The organism is Pseudomonas sp. GW821-FHT05H12, assembly GCF_059419385.1.
This window is the reverse complement of record NZ_JBWKRS010000006.1, coordinates 211692-228338: the sequence shown is the minus strand read 5'-3', so window position 1 is coordinate 228338 and position 16647 is coordinate 211692. Positions and strand designations below refer to the sequence as shown.

The 16647-nt window shown below is 62.2% G+C and carries 13 protein-coding genes and 1 pseudogene; 9 read left to right on the top strand and 5 right to left on the bottom strand.

Going from position 1 to position 16647, the window contains the following annotated elements:
* Positions 1 to 91 precede the first annotated feature (91 nt).
* The 4 genes from AC07SU_RS07965 to edd form a co-directional block, all read right to left on the bottom strand.
* On the bottom strand, positions 92 to 1519 hold the full coding sequence (locus AC07SU_RS07965; protein ID WP_176994414.1) for an ATP-binding protein: 1428 nt from the start codon (positions 1517 to 1519) through the stop codon (positions 92 to 94).
* 31 nt (positions 1520 to 1550) lie between these two features.
* Positions 1551 to 2327 (bottom strand): response regulator, encoded by a 777-nt coding sequence (locus AC07SU_RS07960; RefSeq protein WP_494996684.1) that lies wholly within the window; start codon positions 2325 to 2327, stop codon positions 1551 to 1553.
* 77 nt (positions 2328 to 2404) lie between these two features.
* The gene (locus tag AC07SU_RS07955; RefSeq protein WP_494996683.1) at positions 2405 to 3361 is read right to left on the bottom strand and encodes a glucokinase; all 957 of its coding nucleotides are present in this window, start codon (positions 3359 to 3361) and stop codon (positions 2405 to 2407) included.
* A complete protein-coding gene (edd, locus tag AC07SU_RS07950) occupies positions 3358 to 5184 on the bottom strand; it encodes a phosphogluconate dehydratase (protein ID WP_494996682.1) in 1827 nt (608 codons plus the stop codon). The genes AC07SU_RS07955 and edd overlap by 4 nt, the downstream gene beginning before the upstream one ends.
* A gap of 221 nt (positions 5185 to 5405) precedes the next feature.
* On the opposite strand from edd, the gene gap reads away from it, so the two are divergent.
* The 8 genes and pseudogenes from gap (at position 5406) to AC07SU_RS07910 (ending at position 14388) form a co-directional block, all read left to right on the top strand.
* A complete protein-coding gene (gene gap, locus AC07SU_RS07945) occupies positions 5406 to 6407 on the top strand; it encodes a type I glyceraldehyde-3-phosphate dehydrogenase (protein ID WP_176994352.1) in 1002 nt (333 codons plus the stop codon).
* A gap of 184 nt (positions 6408 to 6591) precedes the next feature.
* Complete coding sequence (locus AC07SU_RS07940) at positions 6592 to 7110, top strand: RNA polymerase sigma factor (protein WP_176994353.1); 519 nt, start codon at positions 6592 to 6594, stop codon at positions 7108 to 7110.
* 74 nt (positions 7111 to 7184) lie between these two features.
* The gene (locus AC07SU_RS07935) at positions 7185 to 8153 is read left to right on the top strand and encodes a FecR family protein (protein WP_494996681.1); all 969 of its coding nucleotides are present in this window, start codon (positions 7185 to 7187) and stop codon (positions 8151 to 8153) included.
* A gap of 116 nt (positions 8154 to 8269) precedes the next feature.
* A complete protein-coding gene (locus AC07SU_RS07930; RefSeq protein ID WP_494996680.1) occupies positions 8270 to 10834 on the top strand; it encodes a TonB-dependent receptor in 2565 nt (854 codons plus the stop codon).
* 135 nt (positions 10835 to 10969) lie between these two features.
* Positions 10970 to 11578 carry a biliverdin-producing heme oxygenase gene (locus AC07SU_RS07925; RefSeq protein WP_494996679.1) on the top strand — a complete coding sequence of 203 codons (609 nt, stop codon included), beginning with the start codon at positions 10970 to 10972 and terminating at the stop codon, positions 11576 to 11578.
* Positions 11579 to 11708: 130 nt separating this feature from the next.
* Positions 11709 to 12110 carry a YbaN family protein gene (locus AC07SU_RS07920; RefSeq protein ID WP_176994357.1) on the top strand — a complete coding sequence of 134 codons (402 nt, stop codon included), beginning with the start codon at positions 11709 to 11711 and terminating at the stop codon, positions 12108 to 12110.
* Between the two features lie 85 nt (positions 12111 to 12195).
* Positions 12196 to 13530: pseudogene (locus AC07SU_RS07915) on the top strand (methyl-accepting chemotaxis protein); the annotation flags it as partial.
* Positions 13531 to 13632: 102 nt separating this feature from the next.
* Positions 13633 to 14388, top strand: a complete 756-nt coding sequence (locus AC07SU_RS07910) for a methyl-accepting chemotaxis protein (protein WP_494996687.1) — start codon at positions 13633 to 13635, stop codon at positions 14386 to 14388.
* Positions 14389 to 14508: 120 nt separating this feature from the next.
* Here the strand turns inward: AC07SU_RS07910 and AC07SU_RS07905 are convergent, their stop codons facing one another.
* Positions 14509 to 15072 (bottom strand): NAD(P)H nitroreductase, encoded by a 564-nt coding sequence (locus AC07SU_RS07905; protein WP_176994359.1) that lies wholly within the window; start codon positions 15070 to 15072, stop codon positions 14509 to 14511.
* A gap of 139 nt (positions 15073 to 15211) precedes the next feature.
* On the opposite strand from AC07SU_RS07905, the gene AC07SU_RS07900 reads away from it, so the two are divergent.
* Positions 15212 to 16639 (top strand): di-heme oxidoreductase family protein, encoded by a 1428-nt coding sequence (locus AC07SU_RS07900; RefSeq protein ID WP_494996678.1) that lies wholly within the window; start codon positions 15212 to 15214, stop codon positions 16637 to 16639.
* Positions 16640 to 16647 lie beyond the last annotated feature (8 nt).

The following is a 16647-nucleotide window of genomic DNA, read 5'->3' as shown; positions in this document are numbered from 1 at the left end:
CCCCCCCCCCCCCCCCCCCCCCCCCCCCCCCCCCCCCCCCCCCCCCCCCCCCCCCCCCCCCCCCCGGGCTCCTACAAGGGATGCGGTGTAGTCAGTCGAGAGTGCGAGGGAGCTGCAAGGTGACCCGCAATCCACCCTCGCGCAAATTCTGCAAACTCACTTCCCCGCCATGGCTGTGCGCAATGTTGCGCGCAATCCCAAGGCCCAGCCCGTAGCCCTGCTGCTGGCCGGCGAGGCGGAAGTGCGGTTCGAAGACTTGCTCCAGGCGCTGCTCCGGCACGCCCGGGCCTTCGTCGTCGACGTGCAGGATAAATTCCGCGCCATCGTCCTCGATGTGCAGGTGCGCGTTCTGCCCGTACTTCAAGGCGTTGTCGATCAGGTTGCCAATGCAGCGCTTGAGCGCCAGCGGCTTGCCCGGGTACGGCGCCAGCGCACGGCCGTCCTGGGTGATCCGGCCGTTGCCGTTGGGGGCGAGGTAGGGTTCCACCAGGCAATCGAGGACGTGGTTGAGGTCTACGGGCTCGATGTTTTCGTGGATGTCGGTGTCTTTCACGCATTGCAGCGCACCTTTGACCAACAACTCCAGTTCGTCCAGGTCGCGCCCGAACTTGGTTTGCAGGTTCTCGTCTTCCAGCAGTTCCACACGCAAGCGCAGCCGCGTGATCGGGGTGCGCAGGTCGTGGGAAATGGCGCTGAACAACTGACTGCGCTCGGTGAGGTAACGGCTGATGCGTTCACGCATGGCGTTGAAGGCCCGCCCCACTTCCACCACTTCACTGCCGCCGCCTTCGGCCACCGGTTCTACATCGGCGCCCAGGGACATGTCCCGCGCGGCCCGCGCCAGTCGCTTGAGTGGCCGGCTCTGCCAGTGCACCAGCAGGCCGATGAACAGCAGCAGGAAACCGCTGGTGAGCACGATGAACCACACTTGCTGGGACGGCAGGCCTTGCTCCTCAAGGCTGGTGTAGGGCTCGGGCAGCAGCGAGGCGATGTACAGCCATTCGCCGGGTGCGAGTTGGATCTGGGTGACCAGCACCGGCGGGTTCACCGGTTCGAGGGTCAGCGCATAGTGCGCCCAAGAGCGCGGCAGCTCATCAAGCTTCAAGCCGGCGTTGAAGATGCGCAGGTCTTCGGCGCTGACGAATTCCACCGAGATATGCACGTCGGCGCCCAGGGTCTGGCGCAGCACTTCATCCACCGCCTCCAGCACCGCTTGCTTGCGCGGGGTCTGGGGCAGGATGGCCATGTCCAGGGGACGGTCGTTAAGGGTCACCACAAAACGGGTGCCGCCCATGCTGCGCAATTGGTCCAGGACCAACGGGCGATAGGCCACCGGCAACGAACGGAAGTAACTCACGCTGGCCGTCATCGAATGCGCCAGGCTACGGGCGCTGGTGACCAGGCCTTCGAGCTGGGTGGCGCGCAATTGCGAGACCCAGATCACGCTCGACAGCGCCTGGGCAAACAACACCGCCAGCAACGTCAGCAAGAGCATCCGCCCCAGCAGCGAACGCGGCACCGGGAAGCGACGGCGGCGCTCGGTCAAATGCTCAGTGGGCATTGCCGGCAACCACGCTGGCTGCCAGTTGATAACCGCTGCCACGCACGGTGCGGATCAGTCGCGGAGGTTTTTCGGTATCGCGCAGGCGCTGGCGCAAGCGGCTGACGGCCATGTCGACGATCCGGTCCAGCGGCATCAGGTCCCGGCCCCGGGTGGCGTTGCCGATGGTGTCGCGGTCGAGAATTTGTTGGGGGTGGTCGAGAAACAATTTGAGCAGGGCAAAGTCGGCACCCGAGAGAATCACCTCTTCGCCATCCACGTGGAACAGCCGGTGGCTGATCATGTCCAGGCGCCACTCGTCAAAGACCAATACATCGCCCGCGCCACTGCGCTCCTGGCCAAACTGGGCACGGCGCAGCAACGCCTTGATGCGAGCCTGCAATTCGCGGGGGCTGAAGGGTTTGCCGATGTAGTCGTCGGCGCCCAGCTCCAGGCCGATCACGCGGTCGGTTTCGTCGGAGCTGGCGGTGAGCATGATGATCGGCACCTGCGCCTGGCGCGGGTGCTGGCGGATCCAGCGGCAGAGGCTGAAACCGTCTTCGTCCGGCAACATCACATCGAGGATGACCAGGTCGCAGGGCGCCTCGTTCATCGCCTGACGGAACCCCGCACCGTCCGGCACCCCACGCACCTGGAAACCGGCGCGGCTGAGGTAGGTTTGCAGCAATTCGCGGATTTCCTGGTCGTCGTCGACGAGGAGAATCGATTTACTGATTACGCTCACGGGGTCCTCCTTGTTGTTATGGGGTGTTCTTCGGGGCTTCATCGCCGGCAAGCCGGCTCCTACAGGGAAATGCATTCCAACTGTGGGAGCTGGCTTGCCTGCGATGGCGCCATCACTGTCTACGCAAATGCCTGCTCCAACGCCACGCCCGCCCCAGTCAACCCGGAGTAAGGCGCCGTCACCAACCACACCGGAATGCCTTTGAAGTAGTCACTCATGCAGCCCTTGTCACCGAAGCTCTTGGCAAAGCCGCTGTTGATAAAGAAGTCGGCAAACCTGGGAATCACCCCGCCCACGATATACACACCGCCGCGTCCACCCGTGGTCAGCACATTGTTACCAGCCACCCGGCCCAGCCAGATACTGAACTGGTTCAACACTTCCATGGCCACCGGGTCGCCCGCCAGGCCCGCTGCGGTAATGGCTTCGGGCGTATCGAGCACCGGCGTATGGCCGTCGACCGCGCAAATCGCGCGGTACACACGCGGCAAACCGCCACCGCTCAAGGCGGTCTCGGCGCTGACGTGACCGATATCAGTGTAGATGTGTTGCCACAGCTGGGTTTCACGCGGGCTGCTCAAGGGCAGGTCGACATGGCCGCCTTCCCCCGGCAACGCAGCCCAACGGCCGCCGCCCAAATCCAGCAGCGTGCCGACGCCCAGGCCGGTGCCCGGGCCGATCACCACCGCTGGGCGCAATGGTTCCGGCGTGCCTTCGCAGACCACGCGGAATTCGTCCGGCTTAAGGCGGGTCATGCCCAAGGCCATGGCCGAGAAGTCGTTGACCAGCAGCAGTTCATCCACCTGCAGGGTTTTGCAAAACGCAGTCTTGCTCAGGCGCCAGTGGTTGTTGGTGAATTTAAATTCATCCCCGCTCACCGGCCCGGCGACTGACAGGCACACCGCGCCGATGTCCCCGATTTCCAGGCCCTCTTCCTTGAGGTAGACCTTGATGGCCTCCTCAGGGCTTTGGTGATCCGCCGTGGCATGCACGCGGATCGAATGCAGTTCCTGGTCCCGCCACAACGCAAAACGGGCGTTGGTGCCCCCGATATCACCGACCAGCGCAAGCTTCACTTAAGCGTCTCCAAAGCAGCGGTAAAGGCGCTGGCGCCTTGCTCTGCGGAGCTTGCGGCCAAGCGCATAAATGCAAACAGCTCGCGACCGGCCCCCACGTTATTGCCCAACAGGCCCGTGGCAGGCGTGCGCGCTGCAAATTCTTCGGCGTCCACCTTAAGCTCCAAGGTGCCGGTGACGCCATCGACGCGAATGATATCGCCATCTTGCACTCGCGCCAGCGGCCCGCCGCTCTGGGCTTCGGGGTTGACGTGAATCGCGGCGGGGATCTTACCCGAGGCGCCGGACATACGCCCGTCTGTTACGAGGGCCACTTTGAAGCCACGGTCCTGCAACACACCGAGGAACGGGGTCATCTTGTGCAATTCGGGCATGCCGTTGGAGCGCGGGCCCTGGAAGCGCATCACCGCGACGAAATCCTTTTCCAGCTGGCCGGCCTTGAACGCATCGGCCAGGTCTTGCTGGTCCTGGAACACCACCGCCGGTGCTTCGACGACCTGGTGCTCAAGGGCCACGGCCGAGACTTTCATTACGCCACGGCCGAGGTTGCCTTCCATCACACGCAGGCCGCCTTCCGGCGAGAATGCCCGGGCCACGGGGCGCAGGATGGTTTCGTCGAGGCTCTCGATAGGGCCGTCGCGCCAGATCAGTTCGCCGTCCACCAGGAACGGCTCCTGGGTGTAGCGGCTCAAGCCCTTGCCGGCCACGGTGTTGACGTCTTCGTGCAGCAAGCCGGCTTCGAGCAGCTCGCGGATCAGGAACGACATGCCGCCCGCCGCCTGGAAGTGGTTGATGTCGGCCTTGCCGTTCGGATACACGTGGGACAGGGTCGGTACCACCTCGGAGAGGTCGGCCATGTCCTGCCAGGTGAGGATGATGCCCGCCGACATGGCGATGGCCGGCATGTGCAGGGTGTGGTTGGTGGAACCACCGGTGGCATTGAGGGCGACGATGGAGTTGACGATGGATTTTTCGTCGACGATCTCGCCAATCGGCGTGAAGTTGCCATTGGCCTTGGTCAGGCGCGTGACCTGGTGCGCGGCTTCGCGGGTCAGCGCGTCACGCAGCGGCGTGTACGGGTTGACGAACGAGGCGCCCGGCAAGTGCAGGCCCATGACTTCCATCAGCAACTGGTTGGTGTTGGCGGTGCCGTAGAAGGTGCAGGTGCCCGGGCTGTGGTAGGACTTCATCTCCGATTCCAGCAACTCTTCGCGGGAGGCCTTGCCTTCGGCGTAGCGCTGGCGCACGTCGGCCTTTTGCTTGTTGGAGATACCCGACGGCATCGGGCCGCCCGGCACGAAGACCATCGGCAGGTGACCGTAGCGCAGTGCGCCCATCATCAGGCCCGGTACGATCTTGTCGCAAATGCCCAGCATCAGCGCCGCGTCGAACATGTTGTGGGACAGCGCTACCGCCGTGGACATGGCAATCACTTCACGGCTGAGCAGGCTCAGCTCCATGCCGGGCTCGCCCTGGGTCACGCCGTCGCACATGGCGGGAGTGCCACCGGCGAACTGGCCGACCGAGCCGACTTCGCGCAGGGCTTTCTTGATCTGTTCAGGGAAATGTTCGTACGGCTGGTGCGCCGAGAGCATGTCGTTATATGACGAAACAATTGCCACGTTGGCGGCATTCATCATGCGCAGACTATTTTTATCTTCAGTGCCGCAACCGGCCACGCCATGGGCGAAGTTGGCGCACTGCAGCTTGCCGCGCATCGGACCGTCGCTGGCTGCGCCGCGAATGAGCGCAAGGTAGGCCTCGCGGGTGGCGCGGCTGCGGGCGATAAGCCGTTCGGTGACCTCAAGGACGCGGGGATGCATGTGTAGAACTCCAGGCTAACGGATGTGGCGACCTGAGTGTCTATGCTGGTCAAACGCCCGCCGCGAAGAGGTTGGCAGGGTGTTACTTGACCAATCGGACCAGTTGATTCAGGTCACTCGTTGTAGATTGAACAAAATATTGCCACTAAAAAGGCTTGTTTTCTATTTTTATGCGAATAATCTTGTAATTCTTACAACAAATCGACGACAGGCACTTTCCAATGACTCTTCGTATCGCAATCAATGGTTTTGGCCGTATCGGCCGTAATGTCCTGCGCGCACTGTATACCCAAGGCTACCGTCAGGATTTGCAGATCGTCGCCATCAATGATTTGGGCGACAGCGCAATCAATGCCCACCTGCTCAAGTACGACACCGTGCATGGCACTTTCGAAGCAGAGGTCGCCCACGATCAGGAAAGCCTGACCGTCAATGGTGACCGGATCGCCGTCAGCGCCATTCGCAACCCGGCCGAACTGCCGTGGGCCGCGCACAAGATCGACGTGGTGTTCGAATGCACCGGCCTGTTCACCGACCGCGACAAGGCCGCCGCCCATATTACCGCTGGTGCGCGCAAGGTGATCATCTCTGCACCCGCCAAGGGCGCTGATGCGACCGTGGTTTATGGGGTTAACCATGACATTTTGCGTCAATCCCACCAGATCATCTCCAACGCGTCGTGCACCACCAACTGCCTGGCGCCTGTGGCGCAGGTGCTGCATCGTGAACTGGGCATCGAAAGCGGCCTGATGACCACCATTCACGCCTACACCAACGATCAGAACCTGACCGACGTCTATCACACCGACCCGTACCGTGCGCGCTCGGCCACCCAGAACATGATCCCGAGCAAGACCGGCGCCGCCGAAGCCGTGGGCCTGGTGCTGCCGGAACTGGCCGGCAAGCTGACCGGCATGGCCGTGCGTGTACCGGTGATCAATGTGTCGCTGGTGGACCTCACCGTCACCCTGAAAAAAGACGCCACGGCCGAAGAGGTCAACGCGCTGCTCAAGGAAGCCAGCCAACATTCGAAGATCCTTGGCTACAACACCCTGCCGCTGGTTTCCAGCGATTTCAACCACAACCCGCTGTCGTCGATTTTCGATGCCAATCACACCAAGGTCAGTGGCAAATTGCTGAAAGTGCTGGCCTGGTACGACAACGAGTGGGGTTTCTCCAACCGTATGCTGGATAACTGCCTGGCGTTGTGCAACGCCGAGTAATCCCCACCCTTTGTAGGAGCCGGCTTGCCGGCGATCGCATCGACACGGTTTTCCAGGAAACCGAGTTGCCTGCATCGCCAGCAAGCCGGCTCCTACAAGGTTTTGCAACGCCGGCCAACGTGCCACTTGCCATTTGAGTTGATGATAAGCATTATCATTCACTGCAAATCGGTCTGGTATCACTGTGAGCCAATCTCGCTTCAACCACGTCTTTCTCACCCAACGGGTGATTCTGCTTCGCACCTTGCAGCGGATGGTGAATAACCACAGCACCGCAGAGGACCTGTTGCAGGAAACCTACCTGCGCGTCACCCGGGCCTTGAGCGAGCGGCCCATCGATCACCTCGAACCTTTCGTCTATCAAACCGCGCGCAACCTGGCGCTGGATCACCTGCGTTCGCGCAGGATCCAGGCTCGCACCTTGCAGGAAGATGTACCGCTGGACATCCTGCAAAGCGTCGCCGCCCCCATCAGCACCCCGGAAGACGCCACTCAGGCCGAGCAATTGCTTGAGCACCTGAGCGTCAGCCTCGGCCAGTTGAGCGCCCGCCAGCAACAGATCTTCATCCTCAGCCGCCTGCACGGTTGCAGCTATCAGGAGATCGCCGATCAGCTCGACGTGTCCTTGAGCACGGTGCAAAAGGAACTGAAATTGATCATGGCCATCTGTGTAGGTGTGGCCGAACGGCTGGATCAGCCTTAAGCTTCACCCGGCAGATAGGTCGATCCAGGCTGTAGGAAAGATGAATAAGACGTGGCGAAGACCCGAGGAACACCGTGACGGACCCGAATAAACTGCGCCCCCATGAGCTGGCTCATGAGGTGCTGCAAGACGTGGCTATGGACCAAGCCCTCGACTGGCTGATCGCCTTGCAGTGCCCGCAACCCGGGCAACAGGCCGAGTTCGAGGCTTGGCTGGCCAAAGACCCTGCCCACGTCCACGCCTTCGCCAAAGCCCAGGCTGCCTGGGGTGGCGCGCCGGTGTACAGCGCCGCCGTGGCGCTGGCAGCACCGCGCAAGCCGTCGGCCTGGCGGCGGCTCAAACCGCACTGGAAACCCTTGGCCACCGCCGCCGTGCTGCTGATCGGCCTGTTCAGCTTCAGCAACTTGCCCGTGCGCCTGCAAGCCGACCACCTCACCGTGGTGGGCGAACGCCAGCGCCTGCAGCTGGACGACGGCTCCAAAGTATTGCTCAACACCAACTCGGCGTTTTCCAGCAGCATCAAGGATCACCAGCGCATCGCGCGCCTGTACCAGGGCGAGGCGTTTTTCGAGGTTCTGCCCACCCATGGACTGCCGCTGGAAATCGATGCAGGCCCGGTGCGGGCGAGCGTGCGCGACACCTCCTTCGCCGTGCGTTACCTCAATGGCGAAGCCCAGGTGCAGGTACAGCGCGGCGATGTCGACCTGAGCAATACCGTCAACGATGCACGCGTACGCCTGAGCGCCGGTGAAAGCATCCGTATCGGCCCCACAGGTTTCGGCCAACCGGCCAAGCTTGATCTCAACAAAGACCTGGCCTGGGTGCAGGGCCGGCTGATTTTCGAAAACTGCCCGATGAGCGAAGTACTCGCCGAGCTGCGCCGCTACTACCCGGGCTGGATCGTGAATAACAACGACAAGCTCGCCAGTGTCGCGGTCACCGGCAATTACCGCCTCGACCAGCCGCTGGACGTGGTGCGTTCCCTGGCCCACATCACCTCGGCCAAGCTCTCGGAATACCCCGCGCTGGTCATCCTGAACTAAATGAGAATTATTTTTACTCGATAGCTGTCGGTGGTACGTCTCGTCTTAGCCAATGCAACTGATTCCTATTTGGTTCGGTTCGCAACTATAAGATTCGTACCCCCGGAGCGCTCTCGATGTCCTCTTGTTTCAATCGCCGGTCTTCTTCGCCCGTTCTGTCCTTGCTGACCGCCGCCATCCTGCTGGCCGCAACGCCAGTCATGGCCGCCACGGCCACTGAACCGGCCGCGCGTAGCCACGGCAACTACACCTTCAGCATCGAACAACAACCGCTGGTCTCGGCATTGAACGCGTTCACCGCGGTGACCGGCTGGCAAGTCGGCCTGCCTGCTGAACTGGGCCAGGGTGTGTCGTCACCTGGCGTGCGCGGCCCGCTGACACCAGAAAAAGCCCTGGATCGCTTGTTGGTGGGGACCAACCTGAGCTACCGCAAACTGGGCAACAACAACATCGTGTTGGAAAAACGTGCCGCCGGCAGCACTCTCAACCTGCAACAGGTGACCATCAGCGCCACCCGCACCGAGCAGGACGTGAGCAGCGTGCCCAGCACCGTCACCGTGCATGATCGCCAGGACCTGGACCGCGACAACGTGAACACCATTCGTGAACTGGTGCGCTACGAGCCCAACGTATCCGTCGGCGGTGCCGGCACCCGCGCCAGCAATGCGGGCTACAACATTCGCGGCATCGACGGTGACCGCATCCTCACCCAGGTCGACGGCGTCGAAGTACCGGACAACTTCTTCAACGGCCCCTACGCCAAGACCCGTCGCAACTACGTCGACCCGGAAATCGTCAAGCGTGTGGAAATCCTGCGTGGCCCGGCCTCGGCCCTGTACGGCAGCAGCGCCATCGGCGGCGCCGTCAGCTATTTCACCCTCGACTCGGATGACATCATCAAGCCCGGCCAGGACTACGGCGCCCGCTTGAAAACCGGCTACAGCTCGGCCGACGACAGCTGGCTGACCTCCGGCACCGTCGCCGGACGCGTGCAGGACTTCGACGGTTTGCTGCACCTGAGCCAGCGCAATGGCCACGAGATGGAATCCTACGATGGCAACAACGCCACCGGCCTCGCCCGCACCGGCGCCAACCCGGAAGATGCGCGCACCACCAACGTGCTGGCCAAACTGGGCTGGAACTACGGCGATGACAACCGCCTGGGCCTCACCTACGAGAAGTTCAAGGACGACCGCGACGTGAACCTGAAAAACGCTGTGGGCGGCCCGTTCACCGGCGGCCGTGGCTTCAACTTCTACCGTGCACGTTCGGGTAACGACACCATCACCCGTGAACGTTTCGCCATTGAAAACCGCTTCGCCCTCGACTCGCCGATTGCCGATCACATCAAGACCAGCCTCAACTACCAGATCGCCAAGACCGACCAGACCACTGCCGAGATCTACCAACCCTCACGCCGCGTGTTGCGCACCCGCGAAACCCTGTATGAAGAAAAACAGTGGGTATTCGACGCGCAGTTGGACAAGGCCTTCAGCATCGGCGAAACCGATCATCAGGTGACCTACGGCACCACCCTGAAACAACAAAAAGTCACCGGCTCCCGCGAAGGCGGCGCGACCTGCCTGGCCGTCGGCGGCGGTTGCACGGCCATTGGCGCGCCGAGCCCACAGGCCAGCGACAGCGTGAAAAAGGCCAGCGACTTCCCGGACCCGACCATCAACACCTATTCGCTGTTCGCCCAGGACCAGATCACCTGGGACAAATGGACCTTCCTGCCGGCCGTGCGTTACGACTACACCCAGCTCAAGCCCAAGCTGACCGAAGAGTTCCTCAACACCGTTGACCCGACGCGGATCTATGACCACAGCGACGCCGACAAAACCTGGCACCGTGTCACACCCAAATTCGGCCTGACCTACGCGCTGACCGACCATTACACCTGGTTCGGCCAATACGCCGAAGGTTTTCGCACGCCCTCGGCGAAAGCACTGTATGGCCGTTTCGAAAACCTGAACCAGGGCTACACCGTCGAGCCCAACCCGAACCTCAAGCCGGAAACCAGCAAAGGCATTGAAACCGGGATTCGCGGCAACTTCGACGAGGGCTCGTTCGACATCGCCGTGTTCTACAACAAATACCGCGACTTCATTGACGAAGACGCCTCAGTTGCCGGCGGCACCGTGCAGCAGTTCGAAGCCAACAACATCAAGCACGCCACCATCAAGGGCATCGAAGCCAAGGGCCGCCTGAACCTTGATGCGTTCGGTGCACCGCAAGGCCTCTACACCCAGGGTTCCGTCGGTTACACCTATGGCCGCAACGACGACAACGGCGAGCCGCTAAACAGCGTCAACCCGCTCAAAGGCGTGTTCGGCCTGGGTTACGACCAGGACAACTACGGCGGCCTGCTGAGCTGGACCCTGGTGAAAAAGCAGAACCGTGTGGACAGCACCACCTTCCACGCACCCGACGGCAGCACCAGCGCCCCCTTCAAGACCCCGGGCTTTGGCGTGCTGGACCTGACCGCCTTCTACAAAGTCACCGACGACGTGACCATCAACGGTGGCGTCTACAACCTGACCGACAAGAAGTACTGGAACTGGGATGACGTGCGCAGCTACGACGGTGTCGGCGAAGCCGGCGTGACCGCGCCCGCCAATCTCGACCGTTTGACCCAGCCGGGCCGAAACTTTGCGATCAACCTGATCTGGGACATCTGATAACGCCCGCCTCACCCCGCTGGAATTTCATCGGCGGGGTGAGGATTTTTTACTGTGCTGCGTCTTCTTGTTCGTCTAGTTGATAACAGCTCTCTTTAGAGCCACAAGGCGCTACCCTTCTCAAGGACTTTCCCCATGACCGCTTCCCCTACCGCAGAACGCCCAAGCCTGCGCTCCCAGCGCCTGAACCAGATCACCAACGAGCCACACACCAAGCTCGACGCCCTGGTCAAGGCTCACGCGCCGTTTGAAACCCGGGCCAACTTTGCCCGTTTCGTGGTGGCACAGTACCTGTTCCAATCGGAACTGGTTGCGCTGTACAACGACGCCGAGTTGATCAAGATTGTGCCGGACCTGGCCGAGCGCTGCCGCGCCGAAGCCGCCAAACTGGACCTGGGCGACCTGGACACCGACGTACCGCCCCCTGTTGCCGGCGCGGTGAAAAACCCGAGCAAGGCCGAAGCCCTGGGCTGGCTGTTTGTGTCCGAAGGTTCCAAGCTGGGCGCTGCGTTCCTGATCAAACGTGCCGTGGGCCTGGGCCTGAGCGAAACCTTCGGCGCCCGCCACCTTGGTGAGCCGGCCGGTGGTCGTGCCGAAGGCTGGAAAAGCTTCACCCGCACCCTCGACGGCCTGGAATTCAGCGCCGAAGAAGAAGCAGCGGTGGAAAAAGGTGCAATCGACGCGTTCGTGCGCTTCACCGTGCTACTGGAACAGGCGTACGCTAGCGCCCCTGAACTCGCCTGATTCAACACTCCCTGTAGGAGCCGGCTTGCCGGCGATAAGGCCATCAGCCTTGCGCTGATTTCAAAGGCCTCATCGCCGGCAAGCCGGCTCCTACAATGGGTGTAATCCCTCTCTCTGCAAATCACTCCCCATGACCGGCAAAACCCAATCCACCTCGAAAATCGCGCAGATCCTCTTCGGCCTGCTGGCCTACGTCAGCCTGGGCATCGGGTTGGTGGCGATTGTCATCCCTGGTTTGCCCACCACCGAATTCATCCTGCTCGCCGCCTGGGCCGCTACCAAAAGTTCGCCGCGCCTGAGTGCCTGGCTGGAAAACCACCGGTTGTTCGGGCCGATCCTGTTCAACTGGCGCAACGGCAAGATCATCGCGCGCCGCGCCAAAATCAGCGCCACCATCAGCATGTTGGTCTGCGCCGTGCTGATGCTGGTCATGCTCGAACACGGCTGGCCGGTGTACCTGGCCATTGCCGGGATGAGCCTGGGCAACCTGTGGATCTGGTCCCGCCCGGAACGGCTTGCAGCCCCCGTATAACGCTGCGTGTAGCCTTTTGCCTACCGCTCATCGCCTTCCCCTCATGAAACATCCCGTAACGCCGATGTTCCGGATATAGCGCCGAATGGACTTGGCTCGCCCTGCTTGCATTCCAACAAGTCCATACGCGAGTGAACCTATGTTCGACACCCTCTCAATCCGCTTGAAAATCGTGCTGCTGTCCGGCCTGTGCCTCTTGGGCGTCATCGCGCTGGTGGTGGGGGTCAACCTGTACGAGGCCGATCAGAACAACCGAGTGGTCAGTGATTCAAGCTCGCGGATGCTCACCCACAGCGTGCAAAACCTGTTGCAAGCCAAGGCCGCGGAACAAGCGGTGCAGTTGCAGAAAACCTTCGGTGAAAACCTGATCGTCATCACCGCGCTGGCCGACCAGATCAAAGGCTTGCGCACCACCGCCGCCAAGCGCGGGCTTGAAGCCGGCGCCCTGCGTGAAGAACTCAACCAAAGCCTCAAGACCACGTTCGAGCGCAACAGCAAGGTGCTCGGCATCTGGCTGTCCTTCGAACCCAACGGCCTGGATGGCAAGGACAGCGAGTTCATCGACGACAAGGCACGCGTCTCCAATGAAAAAGGCCGCTTCTCCAGCTACTGGAGCCGCGCCGGCGGCGACGGCTTGAACACCATCATGGTTGAGGATGACCTGACCAAGACCACCCCCAACCTCAGCGGTACGCCCTACAACATCTGGTACACCTGCCCACGGGACACCCGCAATGTGTGCCTGCTGGACCCTTACGCCGACGAAGTGGCCGGCAAATCGATGCTGATGACCACCATCGCCCTGCCCTTGCTGGTAGACGGTAAAGTGATTGGCGTGGTGGGGATCGATATCGCCCTCAACACCCTGCAGGCCGTGACGGACGCTGCGCAAAAAGAACTGTTCGATGGTGCGGCGCACCTGGAAATCCTGGCCGGTACCGGCTTGATCGCGGCCTACAGCGGCCAACCGGACAAAGTCGGCAAGAACCTGATCGACACCATCGGCGCCGAAGGCAAAGAGATTGTGCAGTTGCTGGCCAGTAACACACAGATGATCCGTGAACAGGACGACACCATCCGCGCCGTGTACCCGGTCAAGCCGATTGCCGACGCCAAAGCCTGGGGCATCGTAATCAAGCTGCCCAAAGACGTGATGCTGGCCGATACCGTGAAGCTGCAAGGCGTGCTCAACAAAGCCCAGGCCGCCTCCACCTTCAAGGCATTGCTGGTCGGCGCTGCGGCCGCCTTGCTCGGCTTGCTGCTGATCTGGCTGACCGCAACCGGCGTCACCCGCCCCATTAACAACGTGGCGGCCATGCTCAAGAACATCGCCAGCGGCGAAGGCGACCTCACCCAGCGCCTGGCCTACGCCAAGAAGGATGAATTGGGCGAGCTGGCCAACTGGTTCAACCGTTTCCTCGACAAGCTGCAACCGACCATCGCGCAGATCAAGCAAAGCATCACCGAAGCCCGTGGCACCGCCGACCAGTCCTCGGCCATCGCACGCCAGACCAGCGAAGGCATGCAAGTGCAGTTCCGCGAAATCGACCAAGTGGCCACCGCGTCCAACGAGATGAGTGCCACCGCCCACGATGTGGCCAACAGCGCATCCAATGCCGCGAGTGCGGCACGCGGAGCTGACCAGTCGGCGCGTGAAGGCATGTCGATCATTGAGCAGAGCACACGTGACATCACCACCCTGGCCGAAGAAGTCAGTAAGGCGGTGAGCGAAGTCGAAGCCCTGGCGGTGAACAGCGAGCAGATCGGTTCAGTGCTGGAAGTGATCCGCAGCATCGCCGAACAGACCAACCTATTGGCACTCAACGCTGCCATCGAAGCGGCCCGCGCCGGGGAAAGCGGCCGGGGTTTTGCGGTGGTGGCTGACGAAGTGCGCAACCTGGCCAAGCGCACGCAGGACTCCGTTGAGGAAATCCGCCTGGTGATCGAACGCATCCAGACTGGCACCCGAGGGGTGGTGGCAACCATGCATTCCAGCCAGAGCCAAGCGCAAAGCAACGCCGGGCAGATCCATCAAGCCGTGCAGGCCTTGGGCAAGATCAGCGATGCGGTGACGGTGATCAGCGACATGAACCTGCAGATCGCCAGCGCCGCCGAACAACAGAGCGCCGTGGCCGAAGAGGTCAACCGCAACGTCTCGGCGATCCGCACCGTGACCGAAACCCTGACCGGCCAGGCCACTGAGTCGGCGGCCATCAGCAGCCAGCTCAATGCCCTGGCGACGCAGCAGATGACGCTGATGGACCAGTTCAAGGTCTGACCGCTTATTCAAACCCCACGCTAAACCCTGTGGGAGCCGGGCTTGCCCGCGATGGCGGTGGGTCAGCAATGACTCTATTGGCTGACACACCGCTATCGCCGGCAAGCCGGCTCCTACAGATTAACGCCCGGGCCAGGCCTGGACGAACGCTGCTACGTCTTCTTTGCCCGCCGTGCGCGGCGGGTTCTGCGGCGTGCCCAGGTACAGGAAGCCAATCACTTCCTCATCCGCCGTCAGCCCGAGGCCTTTGGCGACGTGGGCTGAGTAGGACAATTCACCGGTGCGCCACACCGCACCGATCCCCTGGGCGTAGGCCGCCAGCAGGATCCCGTGGGCTGCACAGGCGGCGGCCAACAGTTGCTCGGACTTGGGCACCTTGAAGTGCTCCTGCAACCGTGCAATCACCACCACCACCAACGGCGCACGCAGCGGGCCGTTCTGGGCCTTGTCGATCACCGCTTGCGGCGCGTCGGCGTCTTGCAGGCGGGCGGCCTCGGCCAGCAGCGTGCCCATTTGCTCGCGGGCGGCGCCTTCCACAGTGAGGAAACGCCATGGGCGCAGTTGGCCGTGGTCAGGCGCGCGCATGGCGGCGGCGAACAGCACGTCGCGCTGCTCCTGGGTCGGCGCCGGCTCCAGCAAACGCGGCACGGAAACACGGTTGAGCAAAGCGTCGAGAGCCTGCATTGGCCACCTCCAGAGAAAAATGTGCGGCCATTCTAGCGGGATTGAATCGGATTGGACCAAACGATAATTGCTCTTATTCAATCCGCCCCGCCCTGTTAGACTTTGCGACCTTATTTTCAGCCGCCGTTCAGGAAACTCGATGTTCCGTTCGCTTTTTCGCCTGTCCGCAGCATTGATGGCCTTGAGCCTCACGGCCTGCGATGACGCCCCTCGCTTCACCAAGGCCGAGCCGGGTGAATCGCGCAGCGGTGGCGCCACGACGGTGAACAAGCGCGACCAGAACGCGTTCTCCCTACCCTCGGCCAACCTGCCCCCTACCCGCCGTCTGGACTTCAGCGTCGGCAACAGCTTCTTTCGCAGCCCGTGGGTGATCGCGCCGTCCACCACCACCGCACGGGATGGTCTGGGCCCGCTGTTCAACACCAATGCCTGCCAGAACTGCCATATCAAAGACGGCCGTGGCCATCCGCCGCTGCCCGACGCACCCAACGCGGTGTCGATGCTGGTGCGCCTGTCGATCCCGGGCACGCCGGCCTATGCCAAGGTCATCGAACAGATCGGCGTGGTGCCCGAGCCGGTCTACGGCGGTCAACTGCAGGACATGGCCGTGCCCGGCGTGGCTCCGGAAGGCAAAGTGCGGGTGGACTACACACCGGTCAACGTCACGTTCAAGGACGGCACCGTTGTCGAGTTGCGCAAGCCCAACCTGCAAATCTCCCAGCTCGGCTACGGCCCGATGCATCCAGATACACTTTTTTCCGCGCGAATTGCGCCGCCCATGATCGGCCTGGGGCTGCTGGAAGCCATCAGCGACGCCGACATCCTGCGCAACACCGACCCAAAAACCGCCGACAAGGAAGCCCTCATCGGCCGCGCCAACCGGGTATGGGACGACGCCCAGCACACCACCGTCCTCGGGCGATTTGGCTGGAAAGCCGGGCAGCCAAACCTCAATCAACAAAATGTTCACGCATTTTCTGGTGATATGGGCCTCACCACGTCACTGAGACCCTTTGATGATTGCACCGATGCACAAGTCGCCTGCAAACAGGCGCCCAATGGCAATGGCCCGGATGGCGAGCCGGAAGTCAGCGACAATATCCTGCGCTTGGTGCTGTTCTACACGCGCAACCTGGCCGTACCCGCTCGCCGAGGCGTCAACACGCCGCAGGTACTGGCCGGCAAGAACCTGTTTTACCAGGCCGGCTGCCAGGGTTGTCACAAACCGTCGTTCACCACGGCCGCGACTGCCGCCGAGCCTGAGCTGGCCAACCAGGTGATCCACCCCTACAGCGACCTGTTGTTGCACGACATGGGCGAAGGCCTCGCCGACAACCGCAGCGAATTCAAGGCCGGTGGCCGCGATTGGCGCACCGCGCCGCTGTGGGGCATTGGCCTGACGCAAACCGTGAGTGGCCATACCCAGTTTTTGCATGACGGCCGCGCCCGCAACATGCTCGAAGCCGTGCTGTGGCACGGCGGTGAAGCACACGCGGCGCAGCAGCATGTGCTGTCCTTTAATGCCGAGCAGCGCGCTGCGTTGCTGGCGTTCCTGAATTCTTTATAAGCGTTGCC

Bases quoted from the DNA above. Each gene is read 5' to 3' on its own strand.
- gap (WP_176994352.1), top strand. From the start codon at position 5,406: ATGACTCTTCGTATCGCAATCAATGGTTTTGGCCGTATCGGCCGTAAT.
- edd (WP_494996682.1), bottom strand. From the start codon at position 5,184: ATGCATCCCCGCGTCCTTGAGGTCACCGAACGGCTTATCGCCCGCAGC.
- AC07SU_RS07925 (WP_494996679.1), top strand. From the start codon at position 10,970: ATGACCGCTTCCCCTACCGCAGAACGCCCAAGCCTGCGCTCCCAGCGC.
- AC07SU_RS07900 (WP_494996678.1), top strand. From the start codon at position 15,212: ATGTTCCGTTCGCTTTTTCGCCTGTCCGCAGCATTGATGGCCTTGAGC.
- AC07SU_RS07905 (WP_176994359.1), bottom strand. From the start codon at position 15,072: ATGCAGGCTCTCGACGCTTTGCTCAACCGTGTTTCCGTGCCGCGTTTG.
- AC07SU_RS07920 (WP_176994357.1), top strand. From the start codon at position 11,709: ATGACCGGCAAAACCCAATCCACCTCGAAAATCGCGCAGATCCTCTTC.
- AC07SU_RS07960 (WP_494996684.1), bottom strand. From the start codon at position 2,327: ATGAAGCCCCGAAGAACACCCCATAACAACAAGGAGGACCCCGTGAGC.
- AC07SU_RS07930 (WP_494996680.1), top strand. From the start codon at position 8,270: ATGTCCTCTTGTTTCAATCGCCGGTCTTCTTCGCCCGTTCTGTCCTTG.
- AC07SU_RS07910 (WP_494996687.1), top strand. From the start codon at position 13,633: ATGCAAGTGCAGTTCCGCGAAATCGACCAAGTGGCCACCGCGTCCAAC.